Source organism: Pseudomonas sp. Larv2_ips (assembly GCF_963879675.1).
Lineage (GTDB): Bacteria > Pseudomonadota > Gammaproteobacteria > Pseudomonadales > Pseudomonadaceae > Aquipseudomonas.
In genome coordinates, this window is record NZ_CAWOAW010000014.1 from 586,824 (window position 1) to 602,740 (window position 15,917).

The 15,917-nt window shown below is 61.5% G+C and carries 18 protein-coding genes; 5 read left to right on the forward strand and 13 right to left on the reverse strand.

Features of this window, described 5'->3' with window-relative positions:
• Window positions 1-12 precede the first annotated feature (12 nt).
• The 7 genes from AACV02_RS09170 to AACV02_RS09200 form a co-directional block, all read right to left on the reverse strand.
• On the reverse strand, window positions 13-906 hold the full coding sequence (locus AACV02_RS09170; RefSeq protein WP_164487911.1) for a hypothetical protein: 894 nt from the start codon (window positions 904-906) through the stop codon (window positions 13-15).
• Window positions 907-1,004: 98 nt separating this feature from the next.
• Window positions 1,005-2,939, reverse strand: coding sequence for a response regulator (locus AACV02_RS09175; RefSeq protein WP_119739106.1), 1,935 nt, complete (start codon window positions 2,937-2,939; stop codon window positions 1,005-1,007).
• Entirely contained in the window at window positions 2,929-3,792 is an 864-nt protein-coding gene (locus AACV02_RS09180; RefSeq protein WP_119739108.1) for a sensor histidine kinase, read from the reverse strand. Before AACV02_RS09180 ends, AACV02_RS09175 begins: the two co-directional genes overlap by 11 nt.
• On the reverse strand, window positions 3,785-4,792 hold the full coding sequence (locus AACV02_RS09185; protein WP_119739110.1) for an ATP-binding protein: 1,008 nt from the start codon (window positions 4,790-4,792) through the stop codon (window positions 3,785-3,787). The genes AACV02_RS09180 and AACV02_RS09185 overlap by 8 nt, the downstream gene beginning before the upstream one ends.
• Window positions 4,783-5,187 carry an ATP-binding protein gene (locus AACV02_RS09190; protein ID WP_106576991.1) on the reverse strand — a complete coding sequence of 135 codons (405 nt, stop codon included), beginning with the start codon at window positions 5,185-5,187 and terminating at the stop codon, window positions 4,783-4,785. The genes AACV02_RS09185 and AACV02_RS09190 overlap by 10 nt, the downstream gene beginning before the upstream one ends.
• Window positions 5,184-5,546, reverse strand: a complete 363-nt coding sequence (locus AACV02_RS09195; RefSeq protein ID WP_106576990.1) for an STAS domain-containing protein — start codon at window positions 5,544-5,546, stop codon at window positions 5,184-5,186. Before AACV02_RS09195 ends, AACV02_RS09190 begins: the two co-directional genes overlap by 4 nt.
• Window positions 5,547-5,548: 2 nt before the next feature.
• Window positions 5,549-6,400 carry an STAS domain-containing protein gene (locus tag AACV02_RS09200; RefSeq protein ID WP_119739112.1) on the reverse strand — a complete coding sequence of 284 codons (852 nt, stop codon included), beginning with the start codon at window positions 6,398-6,400 and terminating at the stop codon, window positions 5,549-5,551.
• A gap of 404 nt (window positions 6,401-6,804) precedes the next feature.
• Between AACV02_RS09200 and AACV02_RS09205 the strand changes: the two genes are divergently transcribed.
• A complete protein-coding gene (locus AACV02_RS09205) occupies window positions 6,805-7,707 on the forward strand; it encodes a LysR family transcriptional regulator (protein ID WP_106577295.1) in 903 nt (300 codons plus the stop codon).
• On the opposite strand, the gene AACV02_RS09210 is transcribed toward AACV02_RS09205, so the two are convergent.
• Together AACV02_RS09210 and AACV02_RS09215 are read right to left on the reverse strand one after the other, a co-directional pair.
• Window positions 7,699-8,457 (reverse strand): substrate-binding domain-containing protein, encoded by a 759-nt coding sequence (locus AACV02_RS09210; RefSeq protein WP_119740778.1) that lies wholly within the window; start codon window positions 8,455-8,457, stop codon window positions 7,699-7,701. The genes AACV02_RS09205 and AACV02_RS09210 overlap by 9 nt on opposite strands.
• Complete coding sequence (locus AACV02_RS09215; protein ID WP_106576988.1) at window positions 8,457-9,761, reverse strand: MFS transporter; 1,305 nt, start codon at window positions 9,759-9,761, stop codon at window positions 8,457-8,459. The genes AACV02_RS09210 and AACV02_RS09215 overlap by 1 nt, the downstream gene beginning before the upstream one ends.
• A gap of 198 nt (window positions 9,762-9,959) precedes the next feature.
• On the opposite strand from AACV02_RS09215, the gene AACV02_RS09220 reads away from it, so the two are divergent.
• Complete coding sequence (locus AACV02_RS09220) at window positions 9,960-10,106, forward strand: hypothetical protein (RefSeq protein WP_164487912.1); 147 nt, start codon at window positions 9,960-9,962, stop codon at window positions 10,104-10,106.
• A 122-nt stretch (window positions 10,107-10,228) separates the two neighbouring features.
• On the opposite strand, the gene AACV02_RS09225 is transcribed toward AACV02_RS09220, so the two are convergent.
• Together AACV02_RS09225 and AACV02_RS09230 are read right to left on the reverse strand one after the other, a co-directional pair.
• The gene (locus AACV02_RS09225; RefSeq protein ID WP_106576986.1) at window positions 10,229-10,621 is read right to left on the reverse strand and encodes a VOC family protein; all 393 of its coding nucleotides are present in this window, start codon (window positions 10,619-10,621) and stop codon (window positions 10,229-10,231) included.
• Between the two features lie 42 nt (window positions 10,622-10,663).
• Window positions 10,664-10,843 (reverse strand): hypothetical protein, encoded by a 180-nt coding sequence (locus tag AACV02_RS09230; RefSeq protein ID WP_119739114.1) that lies wholly within the window; start codon window positions 10,841-10,843, stop codon window positions 10,664-10,666.
• Between the two features lie 129 nt (window positions 10,844-10,972).
• Here AACV02_RS09230 and AACV02_RS09235 point away from each other — a divergent pair, with 129 nt between their 5' ends.
• The 3 genes from AACV02_RS09235 (at window position 10,973) to AACV02_RS09245 (ending at window position 13,556) form a co-directional block, all read left to right on the forward strand.
• On the forward strand, window positions 10,973-11,908 hold the full coding sequence (locus tag AACV02_RS09235; protein WP_106576984.1) for a LysR substrate-binding domain-containing protein: 936 nt from the start codon (window positions 10,973-10,975) through the stop codon (window positions 11,906-11,908).
• Between the two features lie 26 nt (window positions 11,909-11,934).
• Window positions 11,935-13,122 carry a low temperature requirement protein A gene (locus AACV02_RS09240; RefSeq protein WP_119739116.1) on the forward strand — a complete coding sequence of 396 codons (1,188 nt, stop codon included), beginning with the start codon at window positions 11,935-11,937 and terminating at the stop codon, window positions 13,120-13,122.
• Window positions 13,123-13,193: 71 nt separating this feature from the next.
• On the forward strand, window positions 13,194-13,556 hold the full coding sequence (locus tag AACV02_RS09245) for a 5-carboxymethyl-2-hydroxymuconate Delta-isomerase (protein WP_106577293.1): 363 nt from the start codon (window positions 13,194-13,196) through the stop codon (window positions 13,554-13,556).
• A gap of 3 nt (window positions 13,557-13,559) precedes the next feature.
• Here AACV02_RS09245 and AACV02_RS09250 read toward each other — a convergent pair whose 3' ends face one another.
• Window positions 13,560-14,495, reverse strand: coding sequence for a LysR family transcriptional regulator (locus AACV02_RS09250; protein WP_119740780.1), 936 nt, complete (start codon window positions 14,493-14,495; stop codon window positions 13,560-13,562).
• A 137-nt stretch (window positions 14,496-14,632) separates the two neighbouring features.
• A complete protein-coding gene (locus AACV02_RS09255; RefSeq protein ID WP_119739118.1) occupies window positions 14,633-15,820 on the reverse strand; it encodes a cyanate transporter in 1,188 nt (395 codons plus the stop codon).
• Between the last annotated feature and the right edge of the window lie 97 nt (window positions 15,821-15,917).

Sequence of the window (15,917 nt, forward strand, 5' to 3'; positions counted from 1 at the left end):
CTCGGGGCGCCGTCAGGGCTTGTGGCCGTTGCCGGCCGCCGCCAGCGCGTTGTTCACCAGTTTGAGTACCCGATTGCGTCCACCTTCGGCCACCAGGTAAGTGCCGTCTGCGGTTCGCACAATCGATTGCGGCGCCTTCAAAAACGACAGAATCGTCTGCTGACGCCCCTGTTTGTCGATCAGCAACAAGCGTGCGCGGTGGGTGGAATCTTCATTGACCCACAGGCCCCGCTCATCGCACATCAAAAAGGTCGGTTGGTTAAGTTTGGCCAGTACCACCGGGTCACTGCCGTCGGCGGTCAGTTCGCGCACCATGCCTTCTTTCTTTTTGGTGTAGAGCATGCGGCCATCCGTGCAGCGGATAATCGACTCCGCCTGGTCCAGGCCCTCGCGTATTACGCTTACGCTCTGGTCGCTCCAGCGATAGCGCAGCAGGCGCCCTGCATGGCTGCGGTCTTCGATGGCATAGAGGTAGTCGCCGTCATCCCACAGGCCCTGCACGTTTTCGCCGTTGAACAATTCGGTGACCGCGCCGTCCTTGAGAAAGCTGACGGGGGCGTTGCCGGTTTCCTGGCTGAACACCCAGCCGCCTCGCGTGGCCAACATTCCGTCGGGTTTGGACAGGTTGCCCAGCACGACGTCGCGCGTTCCATCCAGCCGGATGTGCACGATGCTGCCCAGCCCGTCCTTGAGTTCCTGGGTGACCATCAACGAGCCGTCAGCCATGGGCATCAACGACGCGGCCTTGGCCACATCGGTGTGCAAAACCTGGTAACTCCACGAATCGGCGGCGCGCACCGGGTAGAAACTTTGCCAGGCAAAAAAGCCCAGGGTGGCGGTGCACAGCAGGCCGAGCGCCCACGATGCGAGGCGCAGGGGCCGATAGTTCTTGTTGGATTGAGTCATTGTTCGGTGCCGGTAGCAGCTTGCAAGGCCGGTCACGGTACCAAGCCTGTCACCGCACGGCATCCTGCAATTTAGCCGGGGCGGCCTGCGTGTCCCCCTTACTCGGTGCCTGGCAGGCCATCCAGCCCGCGTCGGATCTTCTCCAGCAACTCGTCGATATGGAACGGTTTGGAGATCAGGTCCATGCCTTCCCCCAGGAAGCTTTGGCGATTCGCTGCGTTTTCCGCATAACCGGTCATGAACAGAATCGGCAACGTAGGACGCAGGCCACGGGCGACATCGGCCAATTCCCGCCCGGTCATGTAAGGCAGGCCGACATCGGTAAGCAACAGGTCGATGCTGGTGTCCTGGTTCAGGGTGGCGATCGCTTCATCACCGTCGGCCGCCAGGCTGCAGCGGTAACCGGCGTCGACCAGCACCTCGGCGACGAAGCTGCGCACCGAGGGCATGTCTTCGACGATCAGCACGTGTTCGCCGCTGCTGAGCCCGGGCGCCGCAACGGGCTTGGTGGTTGCGCTCGCCGGGCCCGAGGCAGCGGGCAGCATGATGGTGACCTCGGTGCCCTGGCGGGTGACGCTGCGGATCTGTGCATCGCCGCCGGACTGGCGTGCAAAGCCGTAGATGGTCGACAGCCCCAGCCCGGTGCCCTGGCCCAGCGGTTTGGTGGTGAAGAAAGGGTCGAACACTTTGTCGATCACACTGTGTTCGATGCCCACGCCGTTATCGCGCACGGAGAGCGCGATGTAGGCGCCGTTTTCCAGTTTCAGGTTGCCGTTGGAGTAAGCAGGGTAGGTGGTCACCCAGATATTGCCGCCCTTGGGCAGCGCATCGCGGGCATTGATGACCAGGTTCAGCACTGCGCTTTCCAGTTGGATCGGATCGACCAGCGCCACGGCCGGGTGGGTCGTCAGCTCGAGTTTGAGCGCGATGTGTTCACCGATCGTGCGCACCAGCAGCTCTTCCAGTGAGCGGATGTGCGCGTTGATATCCACCGGGCGCGTGTCCAGAGGCTGCTGGCGGGCAAACGCGAGCAGGCGGTTGGTCAGGCCGGCGGCGCTCAGGGCCGAGCTCAATGCGGCGTCGGCATAAGCCTTGACCTTCTCGGTATGCTGAGTGTCGAGGCGTTTTTTGATCAGCTCAAGGCTGGTGATGATCCCGGTCAGCAGGTTGTTGAAGTCGTGGGCGATGCCGCCGGTGAGTTTGCCCAGCGCGTCCATCTTCTGTGCCTGCAACAACTGCGCCTCGGTGCGCGCCAGCTGCGTGGTGGCGTTGGTCAGCTCGGCCAGCTGATGGCGCTCGCGATGGCGATGCTCGGTGATGTCTTCGACAAACACCAGGCTCAGTTCGGCCCGGCGATAGGGCGAGATTTGCCACTCGGTTTCGCGCACTTGGCCATCGACTTGCATTTGCAAGGTGCCTTTCCAGCGCTCGCCCGCGGCGAGACGCAGGCGCAGCTCCTGAATGACGGCCTGCTGATCGCTGGCGAAGCATTCGAGCAAGGCGTCAGGGTTCAGGTTGTCCTGGATCAGTTGGGCGAACGCGTGGTTGCATTCATGCACCTTCAACTGCGGGTCCATGACGGCGATCGGCGCGCTGATGTTGAAGAATATTTCGCGAAAGCGCGCCTCGCTCTCGCGCAAGGCGTATTCGGTATCACGCACGCGCAGCAACGTGCGCAGGGTTGCCAGCAGCACGTCCGGATCCACCGGGTGGATCAGGTAGGCATCGGCGCCGGCGTCCAGGCCGGTGATGATGTCGCCCGTCTCGATGGACGCAGCCGAGACGTGCACCACCGGTAGCAGAGCGGTAACCGGGTCGGCGCGCAGCGCGCGCACGATGTCGAAGCCACTCATGTCCGGCAGATTGACGTCGAGGATGAGCCCGTCGATCTTTTTGCTCGCGATCAGGTCCAGGCCCTCTTGGCCGGTGCCGGCTTCGAGCACGTGGTAGTGATGGCTTTCCAGGCGTCGGCGCAGGGCATAGCGGGTGGCGGCGTTGTCGTCGACGATCAGCAGCTGGATGTCACGATTCATCAGCAGGCCCGCCCGCGATAGACAGAGGAATGATCACAAAGAACATCGACCCGACGCCTGGGGCGCTTTGCACCCCGACACTGCCACCGAGCAACTCGGCAAAGCGCTTGCACAGCGAGAGCCCCAGGCCGGTGCCGCGCAGGCGTTTTTGCAGCGGTGAGTCGATCTGGGAAAAGTCTTCGAACAGGTTGTTGTGCAGCTCGGCAGGAATGCCCAGGCCAGTGTCCTGTACCGCAAAGCGGATCTCGTGCGCACTTTCCATGCGGGCCGACACGCGCACCTCACCTTGCAAGGTGAACTTCAGGGCATTGGAGATAAAGTTGCGCAGGATCTGCGCCAGCTTCTTGTCATCGGTGTAGAGCTTGGGCAAGCCTGCGGGCTCTTCAAAGATGAGGTCCACCGACGAGGCGTCGACAATCGGGCGGAACATCCCGCGCAATGCCGAGAACAGGTCGAACATGTCAAACCAGGCAGGCGAGATGGTGATGCGCCCGGCCTCGATCTTGGCCAGGTCCAGCAGGTCGTCCACCATCTCGCGCAGCTCGCGCGCCGAGCTGCGGATGAAGCCTACCTGGGTCTGCTGCTCGGGGCTCAAGGGGCCGTCGAGTTCATCGGCAAGCAAGCTGGTGATGCTCAGGATCGAGCCCAGGGGCGTGCGGAATTCATGACTCATGTACGACAGGAAGCGGCTTTTCAGGTCTGATGCCTGACGCAACTGATCGGCCTGCATATCCAGTTCGGCATACAGTGCCAGCACACCTTGGTTGGTCTCATCCAACTCGGTACGCAAGGCGTCGGCTTCCTGGTGCAGGCGCTGCACTTGCTCAGTGAGCGAAGCAATGGTGTCAGCCATCAATGGCCTCCAGGGCAATCACGAAGACGGTAACGTCATCCCGGCCGCGACAGAAGTCACGGTGAAGGATGGCGGCGATCAGGGCGGGGTGGCGGTGGCAAAGCCCGGGATAGTCCGCAAGGTTCCAGCGTGACTGCAGCCCGTCGCTGTAAAGGATCAGCAGTTGGCCGCTGACCTGAGCGTAGTCGAAGGGTTGCGCCTTGCGAAACTGCACGCCGACGATGCCCGGGTGGGACGCCAGCCCGCGCGATTTGCCGAAGGCAATCAGGCTGGCGCCGATGTTGCCCACGCCGGTGAAACGCAGCCGGTCAGCCACGGCGTCGTATTGCGCCACGGCCACTGCGCCGCCCCGGGTGCCGTTCATGCCGATATGCATGTCGTTGAGCAGCGTGGCCGAGTCCTGGAAGGGGTCTTGGGCAAACACCTCTTCGCCCGCGCGCGCTGCCCGTTCGGCTTCGCTGCCATGGCCCAGGCCGTCGGCAACCATCACGCTGAACCGGCCCGCTTCGATTGCCAGGTGCCAGGCGTCGCCACAGGCCGGATCGTCGTGCAAGGAATGCTGGCTGACGCCATAGCGGATATCCCGCGTGTTCGACGTGCGTGGGTAGAGCCGCGCCAACATCGCCGTGCCCCGATGATCGGCATGCACATCAAAGACCTGGGCCACACGCGATATGGCGCCCATGCCGATGCCTTGCGTGCCGCCCGTGGAGAACCCATCCACCAGGCAGCTTTCCAGGTCGAAGCCCTGACCACGGTCGACGGCGATCATTTCTACGCCCTGGTTGCCCGTGGCGCGCAGGTGCAGCTCGCCATGGGCGGCATGCTTGAGGATATTGCTGGCAAGTTCGGTCGCCACCAGGGCCACGCGCCCGGCGTCGGTTTCATCAAAACCCAGCAGCTCGGCAAGCTGCTGGGCGCTGCGCCGGGCATAGCCGATTTGGCTGACATCTTCGATCAAAAGCACTTGGGTCAAGGCGCTGGGAATATTCAGGTCCATCGGGTGATCGTCACGCGTGTGCCCTCGCCGGGTGCGGTTTCCAGTTCAAACTCGTCCACCAGGCGCCTGGCGCCGGTCAGGCCCAGGCCCAGGCCGCTGCCGGAGGTCCAGCCGTCGGTCAGGGCCAGCTTGAGGTCGGGAATGCCGGGGCCTTCATCGCGAAAGGTCAGGCGCAGGCCGGGGCGATGGTCTCTTTCGACGACGCTCCAATCCATGTACCCGCCGCCGCCGTAGACCACGGTGTTGCGCGCCAGCTCACTGACGGCCGTGACCAGCTTGGTCAGGTCGATCAGGCGCATGCCGCAGTCCTGTGCCAGCCTGCGTACTAATTGTCTGGCCAGCACAACGTCCTGTTCGATCAGCACGGGATGCGTGCCGCTGCTGGCTTGGCTCATAAGTGTTCTACCCGGTCACGCAGCAGTTTCATGCCGCGCTCGACGTTCAGTGCGGTCGCCACGCCGGGCAGGGTCATGCCCAGTTCCACCAGGGTAATGGCCACCGCCGGTTGCATGCCCACCAGCACGGTCTGCGCGTCCATGATGCGCGACAGGCCGGAAATGGTGCCGATCATGCGCCCGATGAACGAGTCGACCATGTCCAGCGCCGAAATGTCGATCAGCACGCCGCGCGCCGACGTGCGGCTGATGCGCTCGGACAGGTCGTCCTGCAGCGTCATGGCCAACTGGTCGTGCATGTCGACCTGAATGGTCACGAGCAAAAATTCGCCCATCTGCAAAATAGGGATGCGTTCCATGCTTAGACAGCCTTGCTGATGGTGACGCCCAGGCGTTTGAGGGCCAGCGCCAGGGCATCCGCCAAGTTGGCTTTGGTCACCACGCCTTGCAGGTCAAGGCCCAGGTGCACGATGGTCTGGGCAATTTGTGGGCGTACGCCGCTGATGATGCAATCGGCACCCATCAGGCGGATGGCGGTGACGGTTTTCAGCAAGTGCTGGGCCACCAGGGTGTCGACGGTCGGCACGCCGGTGATGTCGATAATGGCGATTTCCGAGCCGGTGTCGACGATGCGTTGCAGCAGGGACTCCATGACCACCTGGGTGCGTTGCGAGTCCAGGGTGCCAATCATCGGCAGGGCCAGCACGCCGTCCCACAGCTTCACTACGGGGGTGGACAACTCCAGCAATTCTTCCTGCTGGCGTTTGATGACCGACTCACGGGACTTCTGGAAGGTGCGGATGGTGTGCATGCCCAGCGAATCGAGCAGTTCGGACACTTCCCACAGTTGCTCGGCCAGTTGCGCCGGTTGTTCGGCGTACTCACGTTGCAGCAGGCTGAACACTGGGCCTTTAAGGGCGAAAATGAAGCTGGCAGTCTGTTGCGAGTCTTGGCCGATCAAGGCACGGCTGTGCGACAGCTTTTCCAGGAAGACCCGGGTTTCGGCCCAGTTTTCATGGCTTACCTGCTGTGAGCCGCCTTGCAGAAGCGCGTCGATCAGCAAATTAAGGAAGTCGCCCGCTTGCTGTTTGACGTCATCACCCTTGACGTTTCGTGTGGCTCCCGAAGCCTCGAGGCTCGTAATCCATTCGGTCAGCAGGGCAGGGCGTTGGGTTTGCAGCGCCTGGATTGTATGAGCTTGAAGAGTTGCCACGAGAGTCTCCTTGAACGGCTTTAGTTGTTGCGGTGCAATTTATACTAAGTTGGGGTTTTTTGAATTGTTTCGTGGAATTTTCGTGTTCAAATCCGGCCGTATTGCTCACTTTCGTCTCTGCTACTCAAGCCGATCAGCGGCGTCAACGCTGCCCTCGCTTGAAGACTGCCTGTATCGACACCCGCTTCACTGGATTTATCCACCGTAAATGCGATGAAGCGCGAAGATGGCAGGGTACGCCGCTAAGGTTGCAGGTAGTCGCGGTGCGGGCGCACCTGACGCGCTGATAGCGCCGGCTTCATCGTTGTCGCCGGGTTATCAATCCAAACCCGTGCAGGCACACATGGCGCGCCACCACTGCCCATACGATAATGCCCCCCAAATCGACCACCCTGGCCCATCCCGTGATCATCAACTTCGACCTCAACGACCTCCAGGCTTTTCGCGCCGTGGTAGACAAGGGCAGTTTTCGCGGCGCCGCCGAAGCCATCCGCATCTCGCAGCCGGCGCTGAGCCGGCGCATCGAAAAGCTCGAGTCCGCCCTCGAGGTGAAGTTGTTCGAACGCACCACGCGGCGGGTCAGCCTGACCATGGTCGGTCGGGCATTCTTGCCGCAAGTGGAGCGCATGCTCGACGACCTCGATGTCGCCTTGATGGGCATCAGTAACGTGGCGTCCACGCGCATGGGCAACGTGACCATTGCCTGCGTGCCGTCCACCGCTTACTACTTCATGCCCCACGTGATCTCCGAATTCCACAAGCTGTACCCCAAGATTCGCCTGCGCGTACTGGACGCCAGCGCCGGCGAGGTGTGCAACGCGGTAGAAAGTGGCGAGGCGGATTTTGGCGTGAGTTTCAGTGGCAGCCTGGCCGACGAAGTGGAATTTGAACTGTTATTGCAGGAGCGCTACGTCCTGGCCTGTCGGCGTGATCATCCGTTGGCCGAGCGCGAGAGCGTGACCTGGGCCGAGGCCTACGAGCACGATTACATCACCGTGGACAAAACCTCGGGCAACCGCTTCCTGCTGGACCAGGCGCTGCGTGGGGTGCGGGTGAAAAAACCGAGTATTTGCGAGACCCACCACGTGACCACGATGATCGGCTTGGTGGAGGCAGGGCTGGGCGTGGCGATGGTGCCGTCGATTGCGATGCCGGCGGGCACGCACCCGATTCTGGTAAGCGTGCCGCTGGTAGAACCGCAGGTGATGCGCAATGTGGGCTTGATCAAGCGCCGCGGGCGGACGTTGCCGCCGGCGGCGCTGGAACTGGAACGGTTGGTGCGGGAGATGCCGTTTCGGTCAGTGTGATACCGAGTCCAACCCGGTGGATTGCACCAGCGGTTGCGCCTCGGGCGAGGCCAGGTACTGCAACAGTGCCTTGGCCTGCGCCGGATGTTGGGCGTTGACCGGAATGCCCGCCGCAAAGCGCGTCACCGATTGCACGTCTTCCGGGATCTTGCCGACGTAAGTCACGCCCGGCACCGGCAGCAATTCCGCCACCTGCTGCAGGCCCACCTCGTATTCACCCTTGGCGACCACCGAAGCCACCGGGATGCGCTCGATCATCTTGCCCTTGGCGGGCATGCCGAGCTTTTTGAACAGCTCCTTCTCGACATACACACCGCTGGCGCTGTCCGAATACGCCACGGATTTGGCCTGGCTCAGCACCGCTTTCAACTCGGCATCAGTGCCAATCGCCGGCTTCGCGGCGCCTTGCCTGACCACCAGGCCGATGCGCGAATCGGCCAGCTCCACCCGCGACGCCTTGTCGACCTTGCCCTGCTTGATCAAGTCATCCAGGGCATAGCCCACCATGATCACCACGTCGGCGTGTTCGCCACGGGCCAGGCGGTTGGGAATCGCTTCCGGCGCCTTGCCCATGGACGGGCCGAGAATGGTGTCGAGGGTGTCGCCGCTTTGCTGGGCGTACTGCGGGCCCAGCAGTTTATAGGCGGCGGTGAAGCCACCGGAGGTCATCACCTTGAGTTCTTCGGCCTGGGCCGTCAGCGCCAAAGCGCCGAGGGCCAGGGCGGTCAGGGTTTTGCACAGCGGCTTGATCATGCGGCCCCCTGCATCACCTGCCCGCGGGTATTGGCGCGGCGGTACAACGCGAGGGTCGAGCACAGCGCGCACAACGCGGCAAACATCATCCAGTAGGCCGGCGAGGCCTTGTCTTCGGTGATGTGAATGAACCAGGTGGAGATCGCCGGCGTGAAACCGCCAAAGATCGCTGTCGCCAGGCTATAGGCCAGCGAGAAGCCCGCCACGCGCACTTCCACCGGCATGATTTCGGTCAGCGCCGGGATCATCGCGCCGTTGTACATGCCGTACAGGAACGAGAACCACAGCAGGGTTTCCAGCATGTGGCCAAAACTTGGTGCGTTGACCACAAACGACAGTGCCGGGTAAGCGGTGATCACGGTCAGCACGGTCATCGCCACCAGCACCGGCTTGCGGCCGAAACGGTCACTCAGGGTGCCGCCGATCGGCAGCCAGACAAAGTTCGACACGGCCACCAGCAAGGTCACCAGCAGGGCGTCGGAGGTGCTCAGTTGCAGCACGGTCTTGCCGAAGGTCGGGGCGTACACGGTAATCAGGTAGAACGCGGTGGTGGTCATCGCCACCATCAGCATGCCGCCGATCACCACGGTCCAGTTCTTCACCAGGGTCGCCAGCACTTCGCGCATGGTCGGGCGATGCTTGCGGTTGGCGAACTCTTCGGTTTCCTGCAGGTTACGACGCAGCAAAAAGATGAACGGGATAATCACGCAGCCGATGGCAAACGGAATACGCCAGCCCCAATCGGCAACCACGGCCGGTTGCATCCACACGTTCAGGCCGTAACCCAATGCGGCGGCGACCACGATGGAAATCTGTTGGCTGCCCGACTGCCAGCTGGTGTAGAACCCTTTGCGGCCCGGGGTGGCCATTTCGGAAAGGTAAACCGACACGCCGCCCAGCTCCGCACCGGCAGAGAAGCCTTGCAGCAAGCGACCCAACAGCACCAGCAACGGCGCCCACAGGCCGATGGTTTGGTAACCCGGCACCAACACGATCAACAGCGTACCGCTGGCCATGATCGACAGGGTCACGATCAACCCTTTGCGGCGACCGACGTCATCGATATAGGCGCCCAGAATGATCGCGCCCAACGGTCGCATCAGGAAGCCCGCGCCGAACACGGCGAAGGTCATCATTAATGACGCAAACTCATTAGCGGCGGGGAAGAACGCGGCGGCGATGTAGGTGGCGTAGAAGCCGAACAGAAAGAAGTCGAACTGTTCGAGGAAGTTGCCCGAAGTAACGCGGAATACCGCACCAACTTTCGAGCGGGCAGAGTCGGGCCGGGAAGGGCTAGTCATGGTTTTGTGTCTCCAGCGTTCTTTTTAAAGTGCTTGTTTCGCTTAAGACCGCGGATAGTGGCTGACACATTTAGAAATGATAAGTGAGTAATTTGGATGCATTGATGCGTCCTGGCTATCAATCGCTGCTAGCGTCCAAAATCTCGCCACTGTTCTATGCTTGAAGCTGTGACCAATTCTTACGGATGGGAGGTGGCAATGGCCGACAAACACGAGCACCGGGATGAGCACGCGCATGAGCAACCTCGGCGGCAGCCTGAAGAGGAAAAGCCGCAGACCTGGAAGCATCCGGACGATGGTACGGAGCTTTCCGAGCGAGATCAGGAGCGGCCGCTCAAGCCCTGAAATAATGAGCGGACGCAGAAGCGTGGGAGCGGGCTTGCTCGCGAAGGCAATGTGTCAGTAACCAACAGGCTCACTGATTCACCGCCTTCGCGAGCAGGCCCGCTCCTACATCGGCGCCACGTTCAGCCTACGATTGGCGTGCACAATTCCACCAGCGTGCCATCCGGGCAGCGCACATACGACACCACCTGGCCCCAAGGCTTGGTGGCGGGTGGCGCCAGTTCCGTCGCGCCGTGGGCCAGCGCTTTGGCATGGGCGACGAACACGTCTTCGGTCATGAACCCGACCTCCATCCCCAGCGGCCTTTTAGAGGCATGCGCCTGGACATGGCCCCCGTCGAAATTCAATTCGCCCAACTCATGCGCCGCAAACGAGAGCGTGGTGTCGCCGGTTTCAAGCTCGCCGTAAGTGCCGGATTCATGCAGGAAACGGCGACTGAAGCCGAAGGCCTTCTCGAAAAACATCAGAGAGGCGGCAACGTCGGGTACATAGATGATGGTGTAGGCAAATTTCACGATCAGGCGGTCCTTGCTGAAAGAGTGGATGAATGAAATGCCTCATGACAGCAGCACGGAGACGGGAACCCCCCACGCCAACACCACAAACGCGATCACGGTTGCCAGGCACAGGCCGACAAACACCCGCGTCAGCGTTCTCACCGTGGGGTTGGCGATCCCCTTGACTACCCAGAGGCAGAACCCGGCCACCACAATGGCCGAGGCAATAATGAACAGCACGATGGTGTTCCTGTGGCCTTCAAGCGCTGATTTATAATCCCAAAGCCGTCCGATGAACAGTGTTCACATAGACGCAGCCCCACGGGCTTTCTAAACTGCGGCTTGTCTTGGGGAAAGGGGCAGGTGCCGATGAATCGCAATGAATTACGCAAGGCCGACATCAACCTGATGGTGGTCTTCGAAGCACTGATGCTCGAGCGCAATGTCACGCGGGTGGCGGAGAAGCTGTTTCTCGGTCAACCGACCATCAGTTCGGCCCTCAACCGTTTGCGCACATTGTTCAATGACCCGCTGTTTATTCGCGTCGGCCACCGTATGGAACCCACCGCGCGCGCCGAGGAGATCATTCAGCACCTGTCGCCGGCCCTGGATTCACTGTCGTCGGCCCTGAGCCTGACCCACGATTTCGATCCCACCCAGAGCACCATGACCTTTCGCATCGGTTTGTCCGACGACGTCGAGTTCGGCCTGCTGCCGCCCTTGCTGCGGGCGTTGCGCCAGGAAGCGCCGTTGGTGGTGTTTGTGGTGCAGCATGTGGATTACTGGCGCATCCCTGACCTGCTGGCGTCCGGCGATATCACCGTCGGCATCACCCAGACCCGCGGCCTGCCGGCGAATGCCAAACGTAAACTGCTGCGGCATATCCGCCCCTGCCTGCTGCGCGCCGACGCCTCGGATAAACCGCTGACCCTCGACGAATATTGCGCACGCCCTCATGTGCTGGTGTCCCACACCGCCAACGTGTCCGGGTTTGCCGATGAATGGCTGGCCGAAATTGGCCGCAAGCGCCATGTGGTGCTGTCGGTGCCGCAATACAGTGCGCTGCCGGCACTGCTCGCCGGCACTGACATGATCGCCAGCTTGCCGGACTACACCGCCCAGGCCATGGCCGCTGGCGGCAACCTGTTCTGCGAACCGTTTCCGTTCGAAACCCCGACCCTGGACTTGTCCATGGTCTGGCTCAGCCACGTCGACACCGACCCGGCGGAACGCTGGATGCGCTCGCGGCTGGAAGCGTTCATGAGCGAGCGCGACATGCTGCCGGTGCTGGCGACAAAATCTTGAGATAGCCCCTTCAGGGAGTGCCACCGATGATTCCATCCCGTTCCTTGCTGCGTGGGCGCGGCAGTCATGACAGTGGCAAAGTCGGCATGGTCGAGCTGTTTTTCGACTTGGTGTTCGTGTTCGCCGTGACCCAATTGTCCCATTCGCTGTTGGCGCATCTGACCCTGGACGGGGCGGTGCAGGTGGCGCTGATGATGGTTGCGGTGTGGTGGGTGTGGATCTTCACGTCGTGGATCACCAACTGGCTCGATCCAGAAAAAATCCCGATCCGCCTCGGCCTGTTCGGCTTGATGGTGGCCGGTCTGCTGTTGTCTTCCTCGATCCCCAAGGCTTTTACCGACCGAGGTGTACTGTTTGCCGGCGCCTACGTATTCATGCAGGTAGGACGCACGCTGTTTGCATTGTGGGCAGTGCGTGGCGAGTCGCTGAACATGATTCGCAATTTTCAGCGAATCCTGGCGTGGATGCTGTGTTCCGGCGTGTTCTGGATCACCGGCAGCCTGCTCGAAGGTCAACAGCGCCTGGCTTTCTGGGCGCTGGCGCTGTTGATCGAACTGATATCGCCGTCGGTGTATTTCTGGGTACCGGGCCTGGGGCGTTCGACCCTGGCGGACTGGAACGTCGAAGGCAACCACATGGCCGAGCGCTGCGGCCTGTTTGTGATCATTGCCCTTGGCGAATCATTGCTGGTGACCGGCGCCACCTTTGCCGAATTGCCCTGGAGCGTAGAAGGCCTGGGCGCATTCCTGGTGGCGGTGGTGGGCAGCATTGCGCTGTGGTGGATCTATTTCGATAGCGGTGCCGAGCGCGCCCATCACCGGATTGCCAGCTCTGCCGACCCGGGCCGCCAGGCGCGGATTGCCTATACCTACCTGCACGTGTTGATCGTCGCCGGCATCATTGTCAGCGCGGTGGCCGACGAACTGGTGCTGGTGCATCCGGGCCATGCCAGCCAGGCCGGCGTGGTGGCGATCATCGCCGGTCCATGGTTGTTTCTAGTGGGCAGCGCCTTGTTCAAGTGGGTAATGAGTGACCGGTCATTGCCACCGCTGTCGCACCTCGGCGGGTTGCTGATGTTGCTGGTGGTGTTGCCGCTTGGGTTGCAGCAGGTGTTTTCGGCCTTGGTGCTGGGCGCGCTGACCACGGCGGTGTTGGTGATCGTGGCCGTTTGGGAAAACCGTGCGCTGCGCAGCCTGAACGAAGTTTCACACTGAAAGCGTTCTGATTCGGTTCGGCTGCGTGCTATATGTATCGCTCTTTTTCCTACAACTATTCGGAGCTTTTCATGCCGCACCTGCACCTGGAATACACCGCCAATCTGACCGGCCTGGCCGTCGAGAAAACCCTGTTGCGGCTCAACAATGTGCTGATGGCGTCCGGGCAGTTCGGTTCCGAGTTCGATATCAAAAGCCGCGCCGTCAAGGTTGAGACGTTCCAGGTCGGCACCTCACTCAACCCACGAGGGTTTATTGCGCTGAAGCTGTCACTGCTCAGCGGGCGCTCGCCGCAGGTCAAGAAGCAATTGTCGGAAAGCCTGTTGGCGGCGTTGCAGGACCAGGGCGAATGGCCAGCGAATATTCAGGTTCAACTCAGCGTCCTGCTGGTCGACATGGATCGCGATTCCTACAGCAAAGTCGCGATTGGCTGAGGGCTACAACAACCCCTGATCGGCGCACACCTTCACCACTTGCTCACGAAACCAGGTATTGGCACTGTCCTGGCCGCTGGTTTCGTTCCACTGCATGTCCAGGGTGAAGCCCGGCAGCCCGTTGGGCGCCTCGCAATGGCCAAACACGCTGGCGGGCGCCAAGAGCTTTTGCACACGGCGCGGCAGAGTGACGATGAAGTCGGTGCCGGTGATCATCTTCAACGCGGCGCTGTAACTGTTGGCCCTGGCGACCACTTGGCGCGTGTGGGCCTGGCGTGCCAGCCAGCCGTCGATCATGTTGGTGTGGGAGCTCCAGGGCGTGGGAAACACGTGCCGCCGCTCCACGAAGGATTGCAGGCTGAACGCCGGCTCGCGCGGGGTCGCGCGTTTATCGAACACACACACCAAGTCATCTTCCAGCAGCATCTGGACCTTGAAGTCTTTGTGGGCGCGGTGAAAGTTCGGGCCGAAACAAATCACCAGGTCGAGGCGACCTTCGCGCAAGTCCTCGGCGGGAATCTCGGTTTCCAGCTTTTGCACATTGACGATCACTGGCAGGTCGGCGCGGTCGAAGTTCTTCAACAGGCGCGGCAGGATCAGTTGCTCAAAGTACTCCGGCGCGCACACGTTGAAGGTCACGGCCTTCTGCGTCGGGTCGAAGGTCTGGCCGCCGGCGTGGCACAGGTTGATGCTCTCGAGGATCTTCTGCACATGCCCGTACATGGTCGTGGCTTTGTACGTAGGCCGCATGCCTGCCCGCGTGTTGATAAACAGCTCATCCTCAAAACTGGTGCGCAGTTTCTTCAGGCTGTAACTCACAGTGGACTGGCTGACGAACAGCGTTTCAGACACCTCGGTAACGCTGCTCTGGTCGTAGACGGCGATAAACACCATCAAGTCCTGCATATCGAGCTTTCTGAGCAAATTACTGTTTAGCATCCGTTCCATCCGGTAAGCCTTGGCACTGAGGCAGCGCGCGACAAGGGCAAAAGCTTAACGGAACGGTCGTGCCATTAGAAAGCTCTGTAGGGCGTTTCTATGTTTGGTGTGGGACAAAAAATGTTGGCAATACGACGTCAGCGGATATGTCGTGCGTAATGCTTCGGATTGAAACGCGTGACGATCAGCAGCATTACCCCAATCACGGCGGTCAGTGACCACCAGGCCCATTCGAAGCTGCCGAGTTGGTCGCGGATCATCCCGGCAATAAGTGGCGACAGGCCAGCAATCAGGTAGCCGATGCCTTGTACAAACGCAGTCAGGCCGCCGGCGCGGCGCGGGTTGTCCAAGTGGTCGAGGGACAGGATCAGGCTCATCGGAAACAGACCGCCAATGCCCAGGCCCAGCAGGCAAGGCCACAGCAGGCTCAGGTATTGAGGGCTGAGAATAAGGCCGCAAAAACCGCAGATGATCAGCACCAGCAACACCGCAACTACCCCGCGTTTATCCTCACGGCGGTTGGCGATGGCCGGGGTGATCAGGCCGGACACGACTTCCATGGCGGTCAAGAACCCCAGCAGTAGGCCGGCCTGTTGTTCGCTCCAGCCTTGCTCCACGTAGTACGGCGCCAGCCACGCCAGCACGCAGGTGTAGGCGGCGGTGCCGAGGCCGAAAAAAATCGCCAACAACCATGCGCGACGATTGCCGAAAAACGATTCCTGCGCGCCGGCACCGGCCTGGGGCAGTGGCGGCATTGCCGAACGCTGGGCGTACCAGAACACCAGCGCCAATAGCGCAAGCGCTGCCCAGATGGCCAGGCCGATACGCCAGCTGCCGGTCTGCACCTGCACGAGCGGCGCGAACGAAGCGGCCAGTGCCGCGCCCCCCATGATGGCGGTGACGTACAGGCCCATGAACAGCGAGACGTTGGCGCTGAAGCGCGTCTTGATCAGCGCCGGCATCAACGCCTGGATCATCGCGATACCGACGCCGGCAGTGATGGCGCTGACGATCAACGCCGACGCCGAATCCACAAACAGCCGCGACAGCGTGGCCAAGCCAATCACCAGCAGTGACAGCACAATGCTGCGGTGCTCGCCCACGCGTTTACCCAGGCCCATGCCAAAGAACATCGCCAGGCCCATGGCCATGACCGGCAGCATGGTCAGCAGCGCGGCGCTGCTGAAACTCAACGGCACATCGCCGCGAATCGATGACAACAGTGGACCGACGGCGGCCATCGACGGGCGCAGGTTAAGGGCAACCAGTACGACGCTGATCATCAGCCAGACGGCGGTGGTGGGCGTTGCGCGAACGTTTTCCATGGGTGGACCTTGAAGAGACAAGGGCGAATCAGGCCACGCAGGGGAGAGGGGAGCAAATCAGAAAATCGTTGGGGCTATCTAAAAATTGCAGGTGATC

Excerpts from the sequence above, each read along its gene's own strand:
- AACV02_RS09170 (WP_164487911.1), bottom strand. The coding sequence starts at position 906 with ATGACTCAATCCAACAAGAACTATCGGCCCCTGCGCCTCGCATCGTGG.
- AACV02_RS09175 (WP_119739106.1), bottom strand. The coding sequence starts at position 2,939 with ATGAATCGTGACATCCAGCTGCTGATCGTCGACGACAACGCCGCCACC.
- AACV02_RS09180 (WP_119739108.1), bottom strand. The coding sequence starts at position 3,792 with ATGGCTGACACCATTGCTTCGCTCACTGAGCAAGTGCAGCGCCTGCAC.
- AACV02_RS09185 (WP_119739110.1), bottom strand. The coding sequence starts at position 4,792 with ATGGACCTGAATATTCCCAGCGCCTTGACCCAAGTGCTTTTGATCGAA.
- AACV02_RS09190 (WP_106576991.1), bottom strand. The coding sequence starts at position 5,187 with ATGAGCCAAGCCAGCAGCGGCACGCATCCCGTGCTGATCGAACAGGAC.
- AACV02_RS09195 (WP_106576990.1), bottom strand. The coding sequence starts at position 5,546 with ATGGAACGCATCCCTATTTTGCAGATGGGCGAATTTTTGCTCGTGACC.
- AACV02_RS09215 (WP_106576988.1), bottom strand. The coding sequence starts at position 9,761 with ATGACTAGCCCTTCCCGGCCCGACTCTGCCCGCTCGAAAGTTGGTGCG.
- AACV02_RS09220 (WP_164487912.1), top strand. The coding sequence starts at position 9,960 with ATGGCCGACAAACACGAGCACCGGGATGAGCACGCGCATGAGCAACCT.
- AACV02_RS09235 (WP_106576984.1), top strand. The coding sequence starts at position 10,973 with ATGAATCGCAATGAATTACGCAAGGCCGACATCAACCTGATGGTGGTC.
- AACV02_RS09240 (WP_119739116.1), top strand. The coding sequence starts at position 11,935 with ATGATTCCATCCCGTTCCTTGCTGCGTGGGCGCGGCAGTCATGACAGT.
- AACV02_RS09245 (WP_106577293.1), top strand. The coding sequence starts at position 13,194 with ATGCCGCACCTGCACCTGGAATACACCGCCAATCTGACCGGCCTGGCC.
- AACV02_RS09250 (WP_119740780.1), bottom strand. The coding sequence starts at position 14,495 with ATGCTAAACAGTAATTTGCTCAGAAAGCTCGATATGCAGGACTTGATG.
- AACV02_RS09255 (WP_119739118.1), bottom strand. The coding sequence starts at position 15,820 with ATGGAAAACGTTCGCGCAACGCCCACCACCGCCGTCTGGCTGATGATC.